The sequence below is a fragment of the Paenibacillus sp. J2R1T-4 genome, assembly GCF_059692235.1.
The window spans coordinates 156,226-176,532 of sequence record NZ_JCAUBA010000005.1 but is presented as its reverse complement, the minus strand read 5'-3'; the positions used below and the strand labels follow the sequence as shown (position 1 = coordinate 176,532).

The window sequence follows — 20,307 nt, the reverse complement described above, 5'->3', positions numbered from 1 at the left end:
ACCTGTTTTGAACGCATTGAAAATAGATGTGCATTTTTTTGTCCATAGGATTCCATTCCCGAGCCGAATTTATTATAACATAAATATATAACGATGCAATTATATGATAGTTAGCCAAAATGTTGTGTTAAGAGTTTGTAAAAATCGATAACAAAAAAATCGAAACGAATGTCGTAATAGATAAAGGGGCAACCTCGTGGTCGCCCCGTGTAAATTATGAACAGCAGTTCGTTTTGCAGCAATCTTCAGTTTGTTCTTCGGGAGTGCAGCAGTTTTCTTCGCAGCATTTATTTTGCTCCATTTAAATCACCTCCTTCCGTTATGGCATTATGAATAATATTTGAATAATGCAAGTATTAAAAGAGAGAATTCCCCCGTTACTTCGAAGGAATACAGCAGGTATTTGATTTCTGCATGGCGTCTATCATTAACTTAAATGACCGAATAACGGATTCCCGTTCAAAATCACTGAGATGAGACAAGATTTTGTTCAATTGCTCGTTAACGCGTTCGTTAATGTCATTTTCCATGAACTGACCCTCAGGTGTGAGCGATAAAATATTGAACCGATTATCGTTCGGATCAGGTGTTTTGTTCACCAATCCTCTATCCACCAAGGTTTTCACTTGTCTGCTAAACGTCGTAATATCCATCCCTAGTGCGTTAGCCACATCCTGCATGGAAGGATTATGCTGTCGATTGATTTCGTAAATGATATGGCTTTGCACCTGCGACACCGTTTGACCGCAGCAGTTATCGCAGCATTCTTCGTTAAGGAGTCCGAACCCCCTGGAAAGGAGTTGAAACATGCTCCGTAGATTTTCCATTGTTATCACCTCTTGTTTAAGTTATATCACACACATTTGCAAAATACAAATAATAATGTATAATCATACCCAGTTGAAGAACTAATATTAAGTTGGAGGTCAATAGATATGTTAGACGTTATTATTATTGGCGCGGGACCGTATGGAATATCAATAGCCGCTCATGCGGCAGAGAAAAAGTTATCTTATAAGTTGATTGGTTACCCGATGGACTTTTGGAAAAATCAGATGCCGCAAAAAATGTTTATCCGCACGCCGCATGAACTTGTCCGTCTCTCAGATCCAAATGATCATTTCACGATTCAAAGGTACGCGAAAGAAACTGGCGCTAACCTTGTAACTCCGCTGCCGCGTCCTATATTCGTAGACTACGCATTTTGGTTCGCAGAAAAAACAGGAGTGGCGTTCACGCCTGAACTAGCTACTGGGTTAACCTTCGATGGTGAAACTTTTGAAGTAGTCACTGACCAGGGAAGTCTTTTTCAAGCAAAGAACGTCGTTATCTCCATCGGGGTGCAACCGTTTAAACATGTCCCTGCAGCGTTCCGTGAGCTTCCTGACCACTTAGTTTCTCATACATCGGGCTATACAAGCTTTGATCAGTTCAATGGGAAAGATGTCGTAGTTGTTGGCAGCGGTCAAAGCGCTTGGGAAGCGGCGGCATTGCTTTATGAAACGAAAGCAAACGTAGAGCTTATATACCGTAGCGATAGTGTTAAATACGTTGCACCGAGCAAAACTCAGGAGTGGACACTAAGAGGCATTGGGAACATATTTTACAGATTGCCGACATTGTTAAAAAAGAAGTTATGGGATCTTGGGTCGCAAACTGTTCCTGTCGCTGAATTTTTGCGTTCCTATGTCCAAGGCAAAGTTCATGAGATCGGCGGTGTACAAATCAAAGAGGTGTCGTCCGACAAAAATGGAAAGATTCGATTACAGTTGTCCAACGGTTCTGAGAAAACGGCGGATCACGTTATACTGGCGACAGGATATCGTTTGAATGTAGACAATGTCCCCTTTCTAGATAATTCGCTGAGACAACTCCTCTCAAAAGAAGGAAACTCCAATGAATATCCGAAACTGAACATAAATTTCGAATCCAACGTGCGTGGGCTATACTTCGGTGGACCATTGACTGCTCAAAGCCATGGACCGACGTTTCGATTCATATTGGGATTAAAGAAAACGGCGAAAACCATCGTTAGTTCGATCGCGCGACTATAACATCAAAAAAAATTGATTTAGTTATTGACTATTTAGTAAATTCAGGATATTGTTTATTCATCAAGAAATTTTGATTAAGGAGCGGACACATGAAAAAAGAAATTCCTCTTATAGCCGTTGTCCAGCCTTCTTTTGAGAGGTTTGAAATGAAGTTTAAGGCGCTGGCTGATCAGAAAAGATTGCAGATCTTATACGAGCTGTGTCAGCGAGGGACCGTCTGCGTCTGCGACCTATGCGAAATAATTGATATGCCACAGTCTAAGCTATCTTACCATCTGAAGATTTTGCTGGACGCGGGATTGATCGACAAAGAAACACGAGGTACATGGAGTTACTACAAACTTAATCAAGATGAGATAAGCGGGTTGTTGTCGGAGCAGTTGTGCTGTATCTTCCGCCCGCCTACTAATTGCTGCTAATAAAACTGGAGGTATTTACAATGGCAATAAAAAGAATGCACGTGGCTGTGAATTGCACAGATTTAGGCAAGTCTCTAGCATTTTATCGTAGTTTCTTTGGAGTTGAACCAACGAAAGTTAAGGATGAGTATGCCAAATTTGAGCTGGATGAACCAGCGCTTCATTTCTCAATGAACGTTCGACCATTTGAAAAGAAGGGTGTACTCAACCATCTCGGGTTTCAGGTGAATGATACCGAAGAAGTATTGGCGATGGGTGAGCGTTTACGTCAATCGGGATTGCTGCTCATCGATGAGATGAACACAACTTGTTGCTATGCTGTACAAGATAAGGTTTGGGTGTATGACCCAGACGGGAATGCTTGGGAGATATTCTTCACCAAAGAGGATTCTGAGTTTGAATCAGCAGGGGAGACGAAGGATCTTTCGCTTTGCTGCGCTCCGCCTGCTCCCGTAAAAGTGGAGTTTGGCTCATTTAAGAAATCGACTCCTAATGAATCAACTCAGAATGATTGCTGTAATTAATACCCCCTTATTGTGTTATATTTGAAACAGCTCAACACGTCAGGGGTGAAATATGAAATATTTATTTAAGAGTATCTTAATCTTACTAACAATGGCAGTCATCGTTACAGCCTGCGGTTCTCAAAAAGAGGCTAATCATGAGGAACACAGCCATCAGGAACATGCAAGCAGCGATATCCAAGAGAAAACGGCATCAGCTAGTGTATTGCCTTCCTTTTTGAAATCACAACCCGATCAAGTTAGATTGGTATATCAAGCTTCTGGTATGGCAAAAGATATCTTAAAGTGGATTCCTTGCTACTGTGGTTGTGGCGACAGCGCTGGACACAGAAGCAACATGAACTGCTTTGTAAAGGAAGTTAATGCAGACGGCTCGATTGTATGGGATGACCACGGCACTCGTTGTGGGGTTTGCTTGCAAATTGCCGTGCAGTCGATCAATATGAAGCATGAGGGAAAATCCTTAAAAGAAATTCGTGATATTATCGATAGCACATATAAAAAAGGATATGCAAAACCAACAGATACCCCTATGCCTGTATAAACCCAACCCCCTCCTAAAATCGGAGAGGTAACTGCAAAACATACAGTTAATTTCTCTCCAACGAAGCCTATTTGAATTATAACTGTAAAACCTGCAGTTAATAACTAGAATTTTATCGAGATGAGCCGAATATCAAATAATTAACGGTAGGAAATGCAGTTAATCTGGTAAAAGGCCCTGATCCCAGAATAATAACTGCAGCTTTTGCAGTTAAAGTAAAGTCACGAACCCGATTCAACCACCAAGGACCTGGCCAACGGCCAGGTTTCTTCATTTTTGCAGATGGAACATGATGGGCTACAAGGCACCTGCCTTCTCCAAAAATAGTTTTAACCTAACTATCATATTGCGCGTTACAATGTCCGATCTTATAATGGTATAAATTGTCTTTTAATCAGCTCTGTTTTTCTAATGTGGGGGTGTGTTAGCTGCTGCAAGCGTATTTGTACATAACCAAAATGAGAATGTTAACAAACCTGGCCTACCGCTTTGAAGTGTTCGCCGCTGTCGGAACAAATATAATTCTGTTGGTAGCGTCCGTGTTTTTGTGGCAAGCAGCATATGTAGGAATCGATCAAGTCGAATCCATGAAATTGGATGATCTGATCACATACACGGTAATTTCAATTTTGCTGGCGTCCGTATTTATTTGCAACGTACAGGATACGATCTATTATAAAATCCGCGAAGGACAGATCGTCACCGACTTCTACAGGCCAATCCCTTTGCTTGCCTCTTACTTGGCCGACGATCTGGGCAGCGCCATCAGCGCATTCCTGAATCGGATGCTTCCGCTGTTCCTGTTCGCGGCGATCGTCTTCGGCCCGCCGCTCCCCGCATCGTGGAAGCATCTCGTTCTGTTCATCCCTTGCTGCCTGTTAAGCTATGCGTTGTTATGGCTGCTTAGCGCATTAGTAGGGTTGGCTGCGTTCTGGGTGATGGAGCTAGGCAACTTAGGTATTGTGAAGGACAGTATAGTACGTGTCTTGTCCGGCAGCTTGGTCCCGCTGTGGTTTTTCCCAGAGACAATTCAGCAGATTTCTGTGTTCCTGCCCTTTCAGTATACTTACCAAGCCCCAATCAGCATCTATATCGGCGCTGTTTCGTTAACCCAAGCCCTTCAGGGGATGGCCGTACAGTGCTTTTGGATCGTCTTATTTGCACTCTTGCTCAGTTGGGCTTGGAAGCGCACGAAGACGAAAACGCTGATTCAAGGAGGCTGAAGGATTAATGGTCGCAAAATTAAGGCATTACGGCTCCGTAGCCGCTTGTTTCGCCCGTTTGGCTGTTCAGCGGCAGCTCGAGTATCCCTTGTTTCTGGTTAGCTGGCTGCTGATGATCCCTATCCATTACTTCTCCGGAATCTGGATGCTGCGTATAATCGTGGATCGTTTCCAATCTCTGAACGGCTGGGATTTCTCTGAATTGGCCTTTATTTATGGACTAGGCCTGCTGAGCCACGGACTGCTGGTTGTATTTTTTATTAATACCTGGCACATGGACCACATGGTGATTAACGGAGCGTTTGATCGGCTTCTGCTCAGACCAATGAGCGTTTTTTTTCAGTTGGTTGCAAGCTATGTGAATTTTATCGGACTCATTGATCTAATTCCAGGCACCATCATTTTTATATACGGAGTCAACGCCGTTGGTCTGGAGTGGTCCTTTGCGAACATTGGCAAGCTGATCCTGGTTGTGATCGGAGGAGTTTTTCTTCGGGCGGCACTATTCATCAGTCTTGGCACAATTGCATTCTGGACCAAGCGCAATGCATCGACGGTTAATTTCGCTCTGTCTACCTTGGAGAGAGTGACATTATATCCACTCAGCATTTATCCGTACGTCATTCAAGTGCTATTTACCTTCATAATTCCGATCGGGTTTATCAGCTTCTATCCAGCCGCGGATTTTCTTGGAAAGGATCATGCCTTTCAGCTTCCCTTGGGATTGGCCCTCTGGACTCCTCTCCTCGGGTTCCTGTGTTTTTGGTTATCTTTGAAGTTATTCAAGTTTGGCATGAGACAATATGAAAGTTCTGGATCGTGAGGTGTGGGTATGGCCATTATCGAGGTTAATGAAATTGTAAAAGAATATGTGATTGTAAAAAAAGAAAGCGGCCTTCGAGGAGCCGTTAAAAGCCTCTTTTTCCCTGAGAAGAAAAAAGTTCGGGGTGTAGACGGTATTACATTCGCTGTCGAACCCGGAGAAATCGTTGGTTATATTGGTCCCAACGGGGCAGGAAAGAGCACAACGATCAAAATGCTTACGGGTATTCTGCACCCAACATCAGGCTCCATCCATATTTGCGGCATCTCTCCTCAGGAGAACCGTAAAGCGGTTGTTAAGAAGCTCGGGGTCGTGTTCGGACAGCGCACTCAACTGTATTGGGACCTGCGTTTGGAGGAATCGTTCGAGCTGCTGAGACGGATTTATCAAATTGACGAAAAGCTTTATCGCGATAATATGGCACTATTGAACGACGTCTTGAAGTTGAGCGAGTTTATTGACACTCCGGTCCGCCAACTGTCTCTGGGCCAAAGGATGCGAGGCGATTTGGCGGCGTCCATGCTGCATTCACCTTCCATATTGTTTCTAGATGAGCCCACGATCGGCTTGGACGTCGAAGCGAAGCATGCCATTCGTCAATTCATCAAAGAGATGAACCGTACCCGCGGGTTGACGGTCATTCTGACTACACATGACCTGGACGACGTAGAGCAATTGTGCAGCAGACTGGTCATCGTTAATCACGGCAAGGTAGTGGAAGATGGTCCGATGGATACCCTTATTGGGAAATTAACACCGAAGCGACAATTAGTCGTTGAGCTGCAGCATCCGTGCGAAGATTTGATACATCCTTCGGCTGAGATTTTGAAGCAGGAAGGCATGAAAATCTGGTACCAGTTCGATAAAAAACAGATCACCGCCGCTGAGCTCATCGCTGACTTGTCCAGGAAGCTGCCTATACAAGATTTGAGCGTGAAAGAACCAGATATTGAAGATGCCATTCGTGAAGTATACAAAACTTCGCCATAGCTACAGGTCCAAAATCTTGGGTTCAAACTGATAAAAAATAGAATCAAATGAACCGAAGTTCAAGGAGCGATTGTAGCCCACCTTGCTGCCCTCCTGCGCATCTAACTGATATTCAACATCTAGGACTGTTCGATGATCTTCCGGACGGTTTTCCTTTTGCTTGGACAAAAAAGTATTTCCCCCTTACAATTACGGTAAAAGCGGCTTCGTACCGGACTGGAATGAGGCTCGATAATGCGATTCGGAGGGGTCTCATCGTGTTCGTATTACTTCGCAAATATTCGATCCGTCTGCAGCTGCTCAGTATCGGGATTGTTATTTTGCTGCTGTTGTCCGGCACTGTGTTCTGGAGCTATAATCAGATACTGGGTATCACGTATAAACGGAACAGTGAATATAGTGTGGAGCTCATTTCCACCATTCAGCAGAACATAGCTTCTAATGCCGATTCTATCAATCGGATTCTGCCCAATATTGCCTACAACGAGCTCGTCCAGCAATATTTGATGGAGCGGGATCGGTTGATCCAATACGACTTGCATGCCAAAATCGATCCGCTGCTAGTCAATTTGCAGACGATGAAGCAGGGCATCGTCAACATCATTCTCCTGTCCAAGGTTGGCGGTGGCTTTTACAATTGTGTCAATTGTGACGAGTATATTCCGTTTGATCAGATTCCGGATCAAGAGATCTTCTATTCCGGGGTGCAGCGTCACTGGTTCTCGAACCCTATGAAGCATGTAGTGTACGTAGGTACCGCTGTGTATGACAAACGAAACGTGGTGCCGATAGGTACGAAAATCGGGTATGCCGTCATCGTATTGGAGGCGGATGCAATAGCCCCCCAGCTGGGCGCGATGTCGACCAATATCGCCGGGAGTTTCTTTGTGCTTGACCGTCATGATGTCGTAGTCGCAAGCAACGACTTGTCCAGGATAGGCAAGCCTCTAGGCGAGCTTGACGCATCGGTTGCTCGGGCGCTCGCGTCCGAAGGAAGAGAACCGGTCGAATTAGCCCGGAAGGACGGCCCTTACATTTTACATGCTAAGCCGGTACCGGCTATAAGCGGGAAAGTTGTAAGCGTGTTTAAGGAGGACGAGCTCTTTCGGGGACTGGAAGAGGTTCAGCGGCTGGTCGTAGGGATCTTTATTCTATCGATAGCGGTAATGTACGCCTTTTATCTCGCAATCAGCCGCAACATCCTGAACCCGATCCGCGCGTTCATGACGATCATATACGGTTTGCGGTCGAAAGGGTTGGATAATCCGAACAAGCGAGTTTCATTGGAGGGATATGCGGAAATAACGATTTTGGCCCGGCAATTCAATGCATTGCTCGATGAAATTGATGATTTGGCCGCTAAACTGATCGATTCCAAAACACATATTTTCGAGCTGCAGCTGTTGCGGAAGCAAGCGGAGCTGCAGTTTTTGAAAAATCAGATCAACCCTCACTTTTTGTACAATACGCTTGAGACGATCAAGGGAATCGCTCACGTCAAGGGAGTGCGGGAGATTCGCGAGATGACGGACTCGTTAAGCCGGATTTTCCGCTACAGTGTGAAAGGCGATGATTACGTGCTGCTCAAAGAGGAGATCGGGACTGTCGAGGCTTATATCCGAATTCAGCAAATCCGTTTTGGGGATCGTTTCGACGTCCTGTACGAATTTGATGAAGCATGCCTGGACTATACCGTAATCAAAATGATCATGCAGCCGCTTGTGGAAAATGCCGTCTTTCATGGAATTGAGCCGTGCCTTCATAAATGTCTCTTGTCCGTGGGGTGCCGAATATCTGTCGAGGGCGAATTGCTTATTTGGGTAAAGGACGATGGGGTGGGCATGGATCCGGCAACATTGGATGAAATTCGAGAGAGCTTGGCGGAACGGCCACCAACTAACAATTTTGCTGTTTCGCAGAATAGACACATTGGTATAATGAATGCGAATAGCCGGATCCGATTCGCGTATGGTCCCGAATATGGGATCCTGTCGATCGAGAGTGAGCCGGATAAAGGGACGCAGGTCATAATCAAAGCTCCTGCAAGAGGGTGGGCGCATGTATAAAGTCATATTGGCAGACGATGAGAAATGGATATTGGAAAGCTTGAAAGGAACGCTGGACTGGGAAGGCTACGGCTACGAGATTATTGGGGAAGCTTATAATGGGGTAGAGGCGTTCGACCGTATTATGTCCTGCAAACCGGACGCGGCGTTTATTGATATACGTATGCCTGGCATGAATGGGTTGGAGCTGATCAGGAAGCTTTACGAAGTCGATGCGGATGTCCACTGCGTGGTGGCGAGCGGATACGCGGAGTTCGAATATGCTAAGCAAGCCATGCAATATGGGGCCGCCGGCTATTGCCTGAAGCCTTTTGATCCTGAGGAAATCGTCGTCATCTTGAATAAGCTAACAACGCTCATAGACAGGACGAGAAGGATGACTCACAACGAGCTGCTCTTTTTTCTGCAAGAAAGGGAGCTGCTGCCTGAAAAAGAGATCATGAGGCTGTTGGAACGGTTGCGCTTCCCATGGGACCAGGATAAAGGGGCTTTCATCGTTGTGATAAGAGGATCCAATGACATCCAGCTATCCATGAACGTTCCGCATGTGCAAATACGCATCGGAAAAACGAAAACCGCTTTTTTGCTGCGGGAAATCGATCGAGCCCGCGTCCTTCGGCATCTGAATGAATCGCATGCCGAACAGACGGGATCGATCGGGATAAGCGGGCTTTTTACCGAGCTGGGCCAGCTCAGGGGGCGGATAGATCAGGCTGCCGAGGCCTCCTATCGTTCATTCACCGGTCAAACGATGCAGATCAGAGAAGCTGCAGGGGCGCAACTGGCCGAACTGGATCCCTCCGAGCTTCGCCTGCTTGAGGAAGCTCTAACACTCAAAGACGGGAAGCTCGTACGGGAAGGATTAGACCGGTGCGAAGCGCGTTTTCGCTCAGGTGACTACGGGATCCGACATGCCCTAAGGCTGTATAACTTCATTCTTTCCCTAGCTTATAAGATGGACAACGTTCCGGCGGAAACGTACTTGTCCGATTATGACGATCTGACTTCGCGTTTCGGAAGCGCCTACGAGATGATCGCCAAGCTAAAGGAGTTAATAGAGGACAGCTTTTACACGAATAGAGACAATGGCGAGAAGCGCGGGGAGGAAATGTTCCGGTCGATTGAGCAGTACGTTCGCGAGCATTTCCGCGAATCGATCTCGGTTCAAGACATCTCCAAAAAGTTTTACATCCACCCGAATTATTTGAGCTATTTGTTCAAAAAGGAGCTTCACGTCAATTTTACGAAATATTTGACCGATATCCGGATGGAGTACGCTTGCGGTTTGCTTAGAACCACGTCGTTAACCATAAGTGAAATTGCCGAACAAGCCGGCTATAACGATTACTTTTACTTTGCCAGAACGTTCAAAAAACAAACGGGGATTACGCCTTCCGAATATCGCTCCGGGTAATTTCAAGACATGAATAAATTTACGCGATAATGGAATGATCAAGCCTGTCTGGACCGTCGAATAAACGGAATCCTGGCAGGCTTTTTCTGATTCGATCCGGAAACATCTTAGTTTTGTACATACCGCTGCTGAGAAGCGTGCATATGGTTTCCTGCAATCGGGACGTATACTTGGGACACAATCAAGAAAGTGCTTTCAAGGATAGGGGGAGTGACGGGTCATGCATAAAAGCTTGTGGGGACGAATGGTAGAGTATAAATATCTTTACCTTCTCGTTTTCCCGCTGTTGGTTTACTACGTTTTGTTCGAATATGTTCCGCTTTACGGATTGCTGCTTGCCTTCAAGGAATTCAATTTCTCCAAAGGGATATGGGGGAGCGAGTGGATCGGGCTGGCCAATTTCAGAGAGATTTTTATGCTCAACGACTTTTGGACCGCCTTCCGCAACACGATCGTCATTGCCATCGGGCGGCTTTTTATTGAGTTTCCTGTACCGATTGTCGTAGCGCTCCTCTTGAACGAGGTTCGCAGGGCGAAGCTGAAAAAATTTTATCAGGTCGTCTATACGTTCCCTCATTTTTTATCCTGGATTATCGTCAGCGGTATTCTGGTTAATTTCCTTGGTTCGTTCGGCGTTCTGAATCAATTGCTGGAGCTGCTCGGGATGGAGAAGGTTAATCTGCTCGTCAATCCGGAATATTTCCGGGGACTCCTTTACGGCAGCAGCCTGTGGAAGGATATGGGTTGGGGCACGATCATCTACTTGGCAGCCATCGCCGGCATCAATCCTTCCTTGTATGAAGCCGCCAGCATCGACGGTGCGAATCGGTTCCGTCAAATGCTGCACATAACATGGCCTTCTCTCAAAAGCACAATAGTGATCCTTCTTATTCTGCAGATCGGACACACAATGAGCTCTGGGGGAGGCGGGTTTGATCAAATATTCAATTTGTACAATGCAGCCGTCTATGAGAAAGCAGATATATTGGATACGTACGTTTACCGAAGAACCTTCTCGGTAGGCGACAGCTACGGCACTTCTACTGCAGTCGGATTGTTCAAGTCCGTCATTAATTTCGCGCTGCTGGTTGCGGCGAACCGGTTGGCCAAACGGATGGGCCAAGACGGACTATATTAGCCGGCAGGCAAAGCCGTATATTCGATGCATCCACATCAGGGAGGTCTTTATGAAGCTTAAGAACAACTGGGCGGATTATACCATCAACGTGGTTCTCATGCTGATGGCAGTCCTGACGATCCTGCCCTTCTATAACGTGTTTATTACCTCATTCGCGAATCCTGCAGATGTCGTAAAGCAGCAGTTTTACTTGATCCCTACCAGCTTCAACTTGAATTCCTACGAAATGTTATTGAACGGGAGCTATGTGGGCAGAGCACTGACGAATTCGCTGATCGTAACGGTTCTCGGTACATTGGTCAACATGTTGTTAACAACCTGCGGCGCTTATGCCCTGTCCAAGAAAGGGATGCCAGGGCGTACCATTATGATGGCCGGGATTGTGTTCACGATGCTGTTCAGCGGAGGTCTCATCCCCTATTATTTAACGATCAAAAATTTGCATTTGATCAACAGCTACGGTGCGATGATTTTTCCGGTGGCAGTCAGCACCTTTTTCCTGATCGTCATGATCAACCAGTTCAATTCGATCCCCCCAAGCCTGGAGGAATCTGCCAAAATTGACGGAGCGAACGACATTTATATTTTGTTCCGGATTGTCATCCCCATCTCGAAGCCGACGATCGCCGCGATCACTTTGTTTTATGCAGTCGCCCGGTGGAATGAATGGTACAACGCGATGCTGTTTATGACCGATACGTCGAAACACCCCATGCAGCTATTTTTGAGGAACATGCTGGCAGACGTGACCAAAATGGCGAGAGACGACATGGGGGCGGCCATGATGTCTCAATTAAGCGAGCGTTATCCGGATGGGATTAAGATGGCAAGCGTTATTATTACGATGGTTCCGATTATGCTGGTGTACCCGTTTCTGCAAAAGTATTTTTCCGCCGGTGTAACGCTGGGCGCGGTCAAAGAGTAATCATGGGTTGGTTTTGGGACTTGCTTCTTCGTGAGCGGGTTTTAAAATAATAATAGGGGAAGAAAAGGGAGGATTACCATGAATAAGAGGAAAAGAATCGGTACTGCCGTGATTGCTGCAACGGTATCGCTTACGCTGTTGGCGGGCTGCGGTGGAGAGGCTGAAAAGCCGCCGGCGTCAGGGACACCTGGGCCAGCTGGTACCGCAAACGGGAACGAGAAGAAGCTGGACATCTCCGTTTCGTTTTTCAATATCGGCTTGGCGTTCCCTAACCGGGATTCGGACGAGTATTTGAAGAAGCTGGAGAGCAAGTTTAACGTAAAGTTCGTGGACAAGGTGATCAGTTATTCCGATTATAAAGAAAAGTATCAGCTGTGGAGTGCCTCCGGAGAGCTTCCGGATGTGTTCAGCCACGATATCATCAACTCAGAGACCTATTATTCCTGGATCAAGCAGGGCATTATCCGGGCTCTGCCGGATAATTTGAGCAAGTACCCGAACGTACAGAAGGTTCTGAATCTGGAGGATACGAAATCGCTTAAGGTTGATGGCAAAACCTATATGATTCCGCGTCTTACTTATCGGGATTACGATACATGGGCCATGGAGCGTGCCTTGATCGTCCGCAAAGACTGGATGGAAAAATTGAATCTCAAAGATCCGGTTACATACGACGATTACTTGAACATGCTGCGGGCTTTTGCTAAAAACGATCCAGACGGCAACGGCAAAAATGATACGGTCGGGGTAACCTTGCGCTCCTCAACCATGCTCACGCCCATTGCAGGCGGGACGTTCCCGAATTTGCTGAACAGCTCTTGGGTGAAGGAGAACGGCAAGTACATCCCTTACTTTGCTTCAGAGAAGATGAAGACGGTTGCGAAACAAATGCGTCAGCTGTTCACGGAGGGCGCGATTGATCCAGACTTTGCCATCATGAAGACGAACGACGGAATCGAGAAGTTCGGCCAGGGCAAAGTGGGGGCGATCTCCATGCAGGCGACGCCAAACGGTCTTGCAAAGCTGGATTCCGCATGGAGCAAATACAATAAGGATTCCAAATTCGAAGACATCGCAAAGATCATTCCGGTTAGTTGGAAGTCTGAAGATGGCAGTCAGTACAGGTATACAGCGGTAACGTTCTGGTCGGAAAGCTATTTCAGCGCCAAAGTGAACGACGAGGAAATGGATCGTATCTTGCAAATCTATGATTACCTGTTGTCGGAAGAGTTCAAAATTGACAAGCAATACGGGATAGAAGGCAAAGACTACAAGAAAGAAGGCGAGAAGTACGTCATTACCCGAGAGAAAAACGACAAGGGCGAGTATAAAACGATCGGTAGCCTGTATCCGTCTTTCAATCTGTTCGGTGCACTAGGCGCGTGGGGACAGGAACTGGAGTTTGTCGAGAACGAAGTCAACAACATAGCGTTCGGGGTTAAGTCCTCCAAGATGTCTCGTGACGGGTTGAAGGAAAGGATAGCTCAGCACAAGCCGGTTCCGACGAACTTCCGCGTAGAGCTGTTATATACGCCGGCGAAGGCGAAGCTGAGCGCAGTGAATCCGACGGAAGACTTGACCCGTATCATGCTAGGGAAAGAGGATCCGGTCGCTATGTGGGAGGCCGTCGTGAAAGGCTATGAGAACAAGGGATTGTCGCAAGCGATCAAAGAAGTGAACGACGAAGTGCAAAAGCAAGGGCTGGATAAATGAGTGGAGACAAGCATATTGACTTTCCCATAGCGGTCACCGATCAAGCAACGAGCCGTATTCTCGTAATGGATCCGAAGTCGGTTGATTGGAACGACGAATCGGCTGTAACCTGGTTCTGGTCCCCATCTGATACAGCAGGCTTCGAAGAGCTTGCCTCGGCATGGGGCCTCCCGACTGACGCCAAGGTGCGATTCAATCCGTTGTTGGGCGGACAGACGATGGTGGTTACGGATTCGTATGGACTTGCGGCTATGATTCCGTATCCTGCCGGGGACTGCAAGCAGTGGGGGGCAAACGTAGGAGGCAATCCGCATTCGGCTGAGCTTCTCCCTGATGGCAACATCGCAGTCGCCGCGAGCACCGGCGGGTGGGTGCGCGTGTATGCAGCTTCCCAAGGCCCATCAACCGAAACTTATGCCGAATATAAGTTCGTTGGAGCCCACGGGGTGCATTGGGACTCTCTTAGGAAGGTGCTTTGGGCGCTTGGTGACGACGAACTGGTCGCTCTGCGGATTGAAGGATCAGCCGCGGAGCCTGTCATTCTCGAGGTGCACCGGACGACGCTGCCTTCCCGGCACGGGCATGATTTGCAGCCGGTATGCGGCGACGTGGACCGGCTCTGGGTCAGCACTGGCGTAAACGTGTATCAGTACGTGAAGTCTACCGACACATTCGAGTCAGAGTATACGGGTAATGAGGGAATAAACCGCCGCGCAGTCAAGAGTGTCGGCAACCAACCGTTAGGCCTCGTCGTGTCAACGGTGCCCAGAAAAGGCGGGTTGTACGAGTGGACGACGGACCGAGTTGATCTGTTCCTCCCGGAATCGAAGCGTTTGCGGAAGGGTGCTGCTTTTTACAAGGCGCGAATTCTGAATCCCTTTTATGAGCCTAGACAGCCTGTAAATCCTGCAAAATGGCGGATCGGAGCCTCCCTGTCTTTGAATGATTGGGTGAATGGACGCGTTGATATCGCGGAGTGGGCACGAGCTGGAATTCATAGCGTCGAGCTTGCCTGGAGGAACGACTCGTTTAACCTGTTCGAACCCGCTAACGAATCGCAGTGCGGTGGATGGATTGATGAGATTCGGAAGCGGGGCATGGATGTATGGACCTTGCATTTGCCATACGGTCCGATGTTCGATATCTCCGTTACGGACTCTGATAGAAGCTGCGAAGTGATTGAGCGGCACATACGGCTTATGCAGATGGCGCATGGCTGGGATATCCGTACGGTTGTGCTGCATCCGAGCTGGGAGCCGATTGCGGATGATGAACGCCCGTCGCGGTTGGCAGCGTGCAAGCAGGCGCTTGCCGTCCTTGCTCACGAAGCGGACCTTCTTGGCATCGTGATCGCTGTGGAATGCTTACCCCGAACTTGTCTTGGGAATACAAGCGGCGAAATGCTTGAATTGATCTCCGCAGACAGCCGCCTCCGTATTTGCTGCGACGTCAATCATTTGCTTCAGGAGGCGCCGGAGCAATTTATTCGGAAACTGGGCCAGCGAGTAGTCACAGTACACATGTCCGACTGCGACGGAGTCGATGAGAGGCACTGGATGCCCGGTTGCGGGATCATCCGATGGAACGAGACGATTCGTGCTCTGGCGGAGCATGGCTATAGCGGGCCGTTCTTATTCGAGATTAGGCAGCCAGTCGTATCGGAATTGGTAACCTGTTGGAATCGGCTGATGGCCGATTATATGGAGGCTTATGAGTGAGGGACGAGTTGGGCAACGTAGCCGGTGGATCGCAGCCTTTGTTGGAGTCGTAATTGTCGCCATCGGGGTTTGGTTCTGGTCCGCGGGAACTTTATCGAAGGATACGTGGTCTTCAACCTCGGAGAACTGTTGTTTGGTGGCGGTAACGGATCAAGCTGCGCATCGAATTGCCGTTTATGCTCCGAACGATGCGGATTGGACGGCGGAAAGCGCAGTCCAATGGTCATGGACGCCCAATACCGTCGCCGATTTTGAACGCTTGCGATCTGCATGGGGACTTCCGTCCGATGCGAAGCTTCGCCGCATCGACGCATGGAAAGGTTTATGGGTCGTTGTCACCGACTCACGCGGGATGGCGGCCATCGTCCCTTATCCTGCAGGGGACTCGATGAAATGGGGGTTGAACGTTGGCGGTAATCCTCATTCCGCTGAGCTGCTGCCAAACGGTAACATTGCCGTCGCGGCAAGCACCGGTGGGTGGGTGCGCGTGTATGCCTCCTCGCAGGGATCTTCCTCCTCCAATTATGCTGAGTATAAATTCCCAGGAGCGCATGGTGTGCAATGGGACCCGAAGCTCAAGCTGTTATGGACGGTGGGGGATGATTATCTGGTTGCTTTGAAGGTTGGAGGCACTGAAGCTGTGCCGGTATTGGAGGAAGTCCGGAAGATCGATCTTCCAACGAAGCACGGCCATGATCTTCAACCGGTCATTGGGGATAACGACCGGCTTTGGATAAGCACGGGTTCTAAAGTGTACCAGTTTGTGAAATCGACTAACGAATTCAATTCGGTTTATCCGGGATCCGAATCGATTAGCAGGCCTGGTGTGAAAAGTATAGGAAATTTACCGGGAGGCCAAGTCGTGCTGACGGTGCCTGACAAAACGAAAGGTATTGCAGAGGGTTGCACACGAAATACATGGTGTACGGAGACGGTTGATTTTATGATGACTGCTATGTCTCGGACTGTACCTGGCGCTGAGTTGTACAAAGCACGTGTGTGGAGCTCGGATTATCAATAAAAGGAAGGAGCAGGCTGCCGACGAATGTGTGTCGGCAGCCTGCTCTTCGATGTGCGCCTGGCATGAGTCATCCTCTTCTGGGAGAAAACTGCTCCCTAGCCCACCTTCCTTTTTTGAAAAATCTCATAGGGTTGCGGGAAAATGACATAGGAAACGGTTTCTTGGGAGGCTATACTGAGGATAAGTCGAAGGGCCCTCGATTGTAAGCGTATTCAGATCGAATTGAAAGGGGAAGTTTTCTTTGAAAAAGAAAGTAGCAATGGTGGCTCTAACCTCTCTTTTCGCCACGGTAACGGTATTAGCTGGTTGCGGAAAAACGGATGAAGGCCAAGAAGGGGGAGCAGCGATTGCCCCGGCGAACAAAATTCACGTTCTGCTGTCTCATGCCGAAGCAGCTTATGCGAAACAAGCCAAGGAAGACGATCCATATATCAAGGAATTGAGCAAGCTGTCGGGATACGATTTGAAATTCGAATTTCTGGGGCATGCGGACTACAGCCAGCAGTTGTCGCTTCGCTTTGCCTCGGGTGAACTTGGGGATTTGATCCGCACGCCGGAGATCAATTCGACGATTCATACCGGTGCCGTAGATCAAGGAGTTTTTCTCGACCTGAAGCCGCTGATCGACAAGTATGGACCGAATTTGAAAAAGAAAATACCGGAGACCGCCTGGAATTCGCCTCGGGTATCGCAAAACGGCAAAATTTACGGGATTCCGGTCTTAAGCGGCGCACCGGCCGACCGAGTCGTCTTTATCCGCCAGGATTGGCTGGACAAGTTGAAGCTCAGCACGCCTAAGACGATAGATGATTACATGAAATACTTCGAACTGGTCAAGAAGGAAGACATGAATGGCAACGGTGATCCGAACGATGAATACGGCATCGGCATGTTCGATGGGATCGCCTGGACTGATATATTCAGCTCTGCTTTCGGTGTGACGCCAGGTTTGTACAATCTGCGGAACGGACAGCTCACCCCGGACATTATCGATCCGAAAATGAAAGACGCCATTTCCTTTTACAAGAAGCTTTATGATAGCGGTTACGTGAATCCGAATCTGTTCACACGCAAGGAACCTGAGCACAACGCGGCCATTGCCAAAGGGGAAATCGGCTCATGGGGAGCTGCAGTTTATCAATATACGGCCGGCTACAACGCGGAAGGAGCAAAGAAGACGTTCGTCAACCAACCGTCAGCCGCGGTCAGCATGAACGCCGCGCCGAAAGGAGCAGACGGAAAAGGTGGACTCGGTGCACAAGGTGACGGTATTTACTTTGTCTGGGTCATCCCGACCAAGACGAAGAAACCTGAGGAAATTATCAAATTCCTTGACTGGGCGTGGGGCGATCCGGCGGCAGATAAATTTTTTGCCTATGGGGTCAAGGGTCAGAATTATTCTGAAGACAACGGAGCGGTCAAGTATGACATGGCAGCGAGCGTGAATGCGGACAAAAACGCGTTCCAGATGTACCAACTCTCGCTGAACGTGCGGGAAATCGGCTTCGCTTCGCCGCTAGTGCTAAAAGCGATGCCTGACGCGGATGTGATGATCAAAGGCTACGATACGGCCAAAGCGAACCAGGTTAAGCATGGCGGGCTGTATATGCCTAGGCTGAAGTCGCTCGAGGGAAAACCCGAAATTGCTGTCGGCTTCGGAGTCGGGAACTTGTTTACCGACATGTTCGCTAAAGTGGTGACGGGTACCGAACCGATCGACACGGCATTCGACAAGTTCGTGACCGAGTGGATGAAGCGCGGCGGAGACGCCGTCATTAAGGAAGCAACGGAATGGTACAATACGTTTCATAAAAAATAATACAGCTGCACGGAGGAATGCGGCGCCGTCGGCGCCGTTTTCCATTCCGATGACCGGAGGGAGCCAACTTTGCGCAAACAGATTTACTCCAAGGATGCTTTACAGGTGCTTCTGATCGCCTTACCGGGACTCGTCGCCATCTTACTTTTCAAATACGTTCCGCTCGCGGGCAATGTAATTGCATTCAAAAATTATAATTTGTTTCAAGGGGTATGGTTAAGCGATTGGGTTGGATTGGACCATTTCAGGCGCATGTTCGCGTTCGAGGATTTCGGCAAAATCTTCTGGAATTCCGCGCGTCTCGGCTTGTACTCTATTCTCTTCGGCTTCCCAGCTCCGCTTCTGCTCGCTTTACTGCTGAATGAGATGAGAGTTGCCTGGTTCAAGCGGTCGGTGCAAACCTTGTTATATTTGCCGCATTTTCTGTCATGGGTAATTGTCGGCGGCATTTTTTTTAACCTATTGGATGTGAAAGGGTTCGTGAACAAGCTGATTGGCGAATGGGGCTTTGCTCCGATCGACTTTATCGGCAATCCGGATACCTTCATCAGTACGCTCATTACCATCGGGATATGGAAGGAGGTCGGGTGGGGCATGATCATTTATTTGGCCGCTCTCGCCGGGGTCAATCCGAATTTGTATGAAGCAGCCATGGTCGATGGGGCCAGCCGCTGGAAGCAGATGTGGCATATTTCGCTGCCTTCAATTATGCCGGCCATTGTCGTGCTGCTGCTGCTTCGCATCGGCAACCTGCTAGACGCCAACATCGAGCAGATGCTGATTTTCCTCAATCCGCTCGTTCGCGATGTGGGTGAGGTGTTCGATACGTACATTTACCGCGTCGGTCTGCTCGGCAGCCAGTTCAGCTACACGACGGCCATCGGCATATTCAAATCGGTCATCGGTCTGGTGCTCATTATAGGAGTCAATTCGCTCAGCAAGCGGGCTACTGGGGAGAGCATATACTAGAGAGGAGGGACCCAATTGACCGGTATACGCAAAACAGGCTTGTTTCCGATTGTGAACGCTGCATTTATGACCTTATTTTGCTTTCTTATGGTAGCGCCCATGATCCATCTGCTCGCAGTTTCACTGAGTGCCCCGGAATTCGCCAATGCGCGGATCGTGGGCCTGTGGCCAAAAGGCTTCCAATTGAACGTCTACAGGGAGATCGTATCTTCATCTTCGCTATGGCGCTCCCTCGGTGTCAGCATCTATATCACCGTTACAGGTACATTGATAGCACTGCTGCTGAACTCCTCGATTGCTTACTCTCTGTCCCGTGCATTCATGCCGGGGAGGAAGCTTTTTTTGAAGCTCATCCTGCTCACTTTCATTTTTCCGGTGCCGCTTATCCCAAGCTACCTGTTGGTCAAAGAACTGGGCATGCTTGACACGTTGTGGTCGCTGATGGTGCCAGGCGCGGTAGGAGCATTTTATATTTTCATCATCAAAGCTTTTTTTCAGGGCATCTCGAGCGAGCTGTTCGATGCAGCCAAAATCGACGGAAGCAGTGAATTCGGGCTGTACGCTCGGATCGTGCTCCCGTTATCGATGCCGGTTATGGCCACTATTGCCTTGTTTCATGCGGTCGGACAGTGGAATTCATATTTCTCGGCGATCATCTTCATGCGGACCAAATCACTGTATCCGCTGCAGGTGCTCCTGCGCAGCATGATCGTAGAGGATGGATCGAACTCAGGGGTCGACAACAGCTTCCAGTTGAATATGCAGTTCACGCCGGAAATGATGAAGGCCGGAATCGTGCTTTTTGCGACTGTTCCTATTTTGATCGTCTATCCTTTCCTGCAAAAGTATTTTGTAAAAGGCGCCATGCTGGGTTCGTTGAAGGAATAAGAGGGCTCATTCTCAACACGTTGAATTTGAGGTATGATTAGCCTAAACTTCCAGCATGG

19 protein-coding genes are annotated in these 20,307 nt (G+C 48.3%); 17 read left to right on the top strand and 2 right to left on the bottom strand.

Features of this window, described 5'->3' with window-relative positions:
• Positions 1 to 377: 377 nt before the first annotated feature.
• Positions 378 to 827, bottom strand: a complete 450-nt coding sequence (locus AC58QD_RS11300; protein WP_497333139.1) for a MarR family winged helix-turn-helix transcriptional regulator — start codon at positions 825 to 827, stop codon at positions 378 to 380.
• 108 nt (positions 828 to 935) lie between these two features.
• Between AC58QD_RS11300 and AC58QD_RS11295 the strand changes: the two genes are divergently transcribed.
• The 7 genes from AC58QD_RS11295 to AC58QD_RS11265 all read left to right on the top strand — a co-directional run bounded on the left by AC58QD_RS11295 (position 936) and on the right by AC58QD_RS11265 (position 6,577).
• On the top strand, positions 936 to 2,054 hold the full coding sequence (locus AC58QD_RS11295; RefSeq protein ID WP_497333137.1) for an NAD(P)-binding domain-containing protein: 1,119 nt from the start codon (positions 936 to 938) through the stop codon (positions 2,052 to 2,054).
• A gap of 89 nt (positions 2,055 to 2,143) precedes the next feature.
• The gene (locus AC58QD_RS11290) at positions 2,144 to 2,473 is read left to right on the top strand and encodes an ArsR/SmtB family transcription factor (protein ID WP_497333135.1); all 330 of its coding nucleotides are present in this window, start codon (positions 2,144 to 2,146) and stop codon (positions 2,471 to 2,473) included.
• A 26-nt stretch (positions 2,474 to 2,499) separates the two neighbouring features.
• The gene (locus AC58QD_RS11285) at positions 2,500 to 2,997 is read left to right on the top strand and encodes an ArsI/CadI family heavy metal resistance metalloenzyme (protein WP_497333419.1); all 498 of its coding nucleotides are present in this window, start codon (positions 2,500 to 2,502) and stop codon (positions 2,995 to 2,997) included.
• A gap of 52 nt (positions 2,998 to 3,049) precedes the next feature.
• The gene (locus tag AC58QD_RS11280; RefSeq protein WP_497333133.1) at positions 3,050 to 3,541 is read left to right on the top strand and encodes a PCYCGC motif-containing (lipo)protein; all 492 of its coding nucleotides are present in this window, start codon (positions 3,050 to 3,052) and stop codon (positions 3,539 to 3,541) included.
• Positions 3,542 to 4,005: 464 nt separating this feature from the next.
• Complete coding sequence (locus AC58QD_RS11275; protein ID WP_497333131.1) at positions 4,006 to 4,764, top strand: ABC transporter permease; 759 nt, start codon at positions 4,006 to 4,008, stop codon at positions 4,762 to 4,764.
• A 7-nt stretch (positions 4,765 to 4,771) separates the two neighbouring features.
• Positions 4,772 to 5,587, top strand: a complete 816-nt coding sequence (locus AC58QD_RS11270; protein ID WP_497333129.1) for an ABC transporter permease — start codon at positions 4,772 to 4,774, stop codon at positions 5,585 to 5,587.
• A 9-nt stretch (positions 5,588 to 5,596) separates the two neighbouring features.
• Entirely contained in the window at positions 5,597 to 6,577 is a 981-nt protein-coding gene (locus AC58QD_RS11265; RefSeq protein WP_497333127.1) for an ABC transporter ATP-binding protein, read from the top strand.
• Here the strand turns inward: AC58QD_RS11265 and AC58QD_RS11260 are convergent, their stop codons facing one another.
• Positions 6,578 to 6,745: a hypothetical protein gene (locus AC58QD_RS11260; protein ID WP_497333125.1), complete on the bottom strand. Its 168-nt coding sequence runs from the start codon at positions 6,743 to 6,745 to the stop codon at positions 6,578 to 6,580. It abuts the gene before it with no gap.
• 89 nt (positions 6,746 to 6,834) lie between these two features.
• On the opposite strand from AC58QD_RS11260, the gene AC58QD_RS11255 reads away from it, so the two are divergent.
• From AC58QD_RS11255 to AC58QD_RS11210, 10 genes are all read left to right on the top strand, one after another.
• Positions 6,835 to 8,643 (top strand): cache domain-containing sensor histidine kinase, encoded by a 1,809-nt coding sequence (locus tag AC58QD_RS11255; RefSeq protein ID WP_497333124.1) that lies wholly within the window; start codon positions 6,835 to 6,837, stop codon positions 8,641 to 8,643.
• Positions 8,636 to 10,057, top strand: a complete 1,422-nt coding sequence (locus AC58QD_RS11250; RefSeq protein ID WP_497333122.1) for a response regulator transcription factor — start codon at positions 8,636 to 8,638, stop codon at positions 10,055 to 10,057. Before AC58QD_RS11255 ends, AC58QD_RS11250 begins: the two co-directional genes overlap by 8 nt.
• Positions 10,058 to 10,277: 220 nt before the next feature.
• Positions 10,278 to 11,195 (top strand): ABC transporter permease, encoded by a 918-nt coding sequence (locus AC58QD_RS11245; protein ID WP_497333120.1) that lies wholly within the window; start codon positions 10,278 to 10,280, stop codon positions 11,193 to 11,195.
• A 49-nt stretch (positions 11,196 to 11,244) separates the two neighbouring features.
• The gene (locus AC58QD_RS11240) at positions 11,245 to 12,120 is read left to right on the top strand and encodes a carbohydrate ABC transporter permease (protein ID WP_497333118.1); all 876 of its coding nucleotides are present in this window, start codon (positions 11,245 to 11,247) and stop codon (positions 12,118 to 12,120) included.
• Positions 12,121 to 12,198: 78 nt separating this feature from the next.
• Positions 12,199 to 13,833, top strand: a complete 1,635-nt coding sequence (locus AC58QD_RS11235; RefSeq protein ID WP_497333116.1) for an extracellular solute-binding protein — start codon at positions 12,199 to 12,201, stop codon at positions 13,831 to 13,833.
• Positions 13,830 to 15,551: a DUF6528 family protein gene (locus AC58QD_RS11230; RefSeq protein ID WP_497333114.1), complete on the top strand. Its 1,722-nt coding sequence runs from the start codon at positions 13,830 to 13,832 to the stop codon at positions 15,549 to 15,551. The genes AC58QD_RS11235 and AC58QD_RS11230 overlap by 4 nt, the downstream gene beginning before the upstream one ends.
• Positions 15,544 to 16,572 carry a DUF6528 family protein gene (locus tag AC58QD_RS11225; RefSeq protein ID WP_497333112.1) on the top strand — a complete coding sequence of 343 codons (1,029 nt, stop codon included), beginning with the start codon at positions 15,544 to 15,546 and terminating at the stop codon, positions 16,570 to 16,572. The genes AC58QD_RS11230 and AC58QD_RS11225 overlap by 8 nt, the downstream gene beginning before the upstream one ends.
• A 241-nt stretch (positions 16,573 to 16,813) precedes the next feature.
• Positions 16,814 to 18,391, top strand: a complete 1,578-nt coding sequence (locus AC58QD_RS11220; RefSeq protein WP_497333110.1) for a type 2 periplasmic-binding domain-containing protein — start codon at positions 16,814 to 16,816, stop codon at positions 18,389 to 18,391.
• A gap of 69 nt (positions 18,392 to 18,460) precedes the next feature.
• The gene (locus AC58QD_RS11215; protein ID WP_497333108.1) at positions 18,461 to 19,360 is read left to right on the top strand and encodes an ABC transporter permease; all 900 of its coding nucleotides are present in this window, start codon (positions 18,461 to 18,463) and stop codon (positions 19,358 to 19,360) included.
• A gap of 15 nt (positions 19,361 to 19,375) precedes the next feature.
• Positions 19,376 to 20,248: a carbohydrate ABC transporter permease gene (locus AC58QD_RS11210; RefSeq protein WP_497333106.1), complete on the top strand. Its 873-nt coding sequence runs from the start codon at positions 19,376 to 19,378 to the stop codon at positions 20,246 to 20,248.
• Positions 20,249 to 20,307 lie beyond the last annotated feature (59 nt).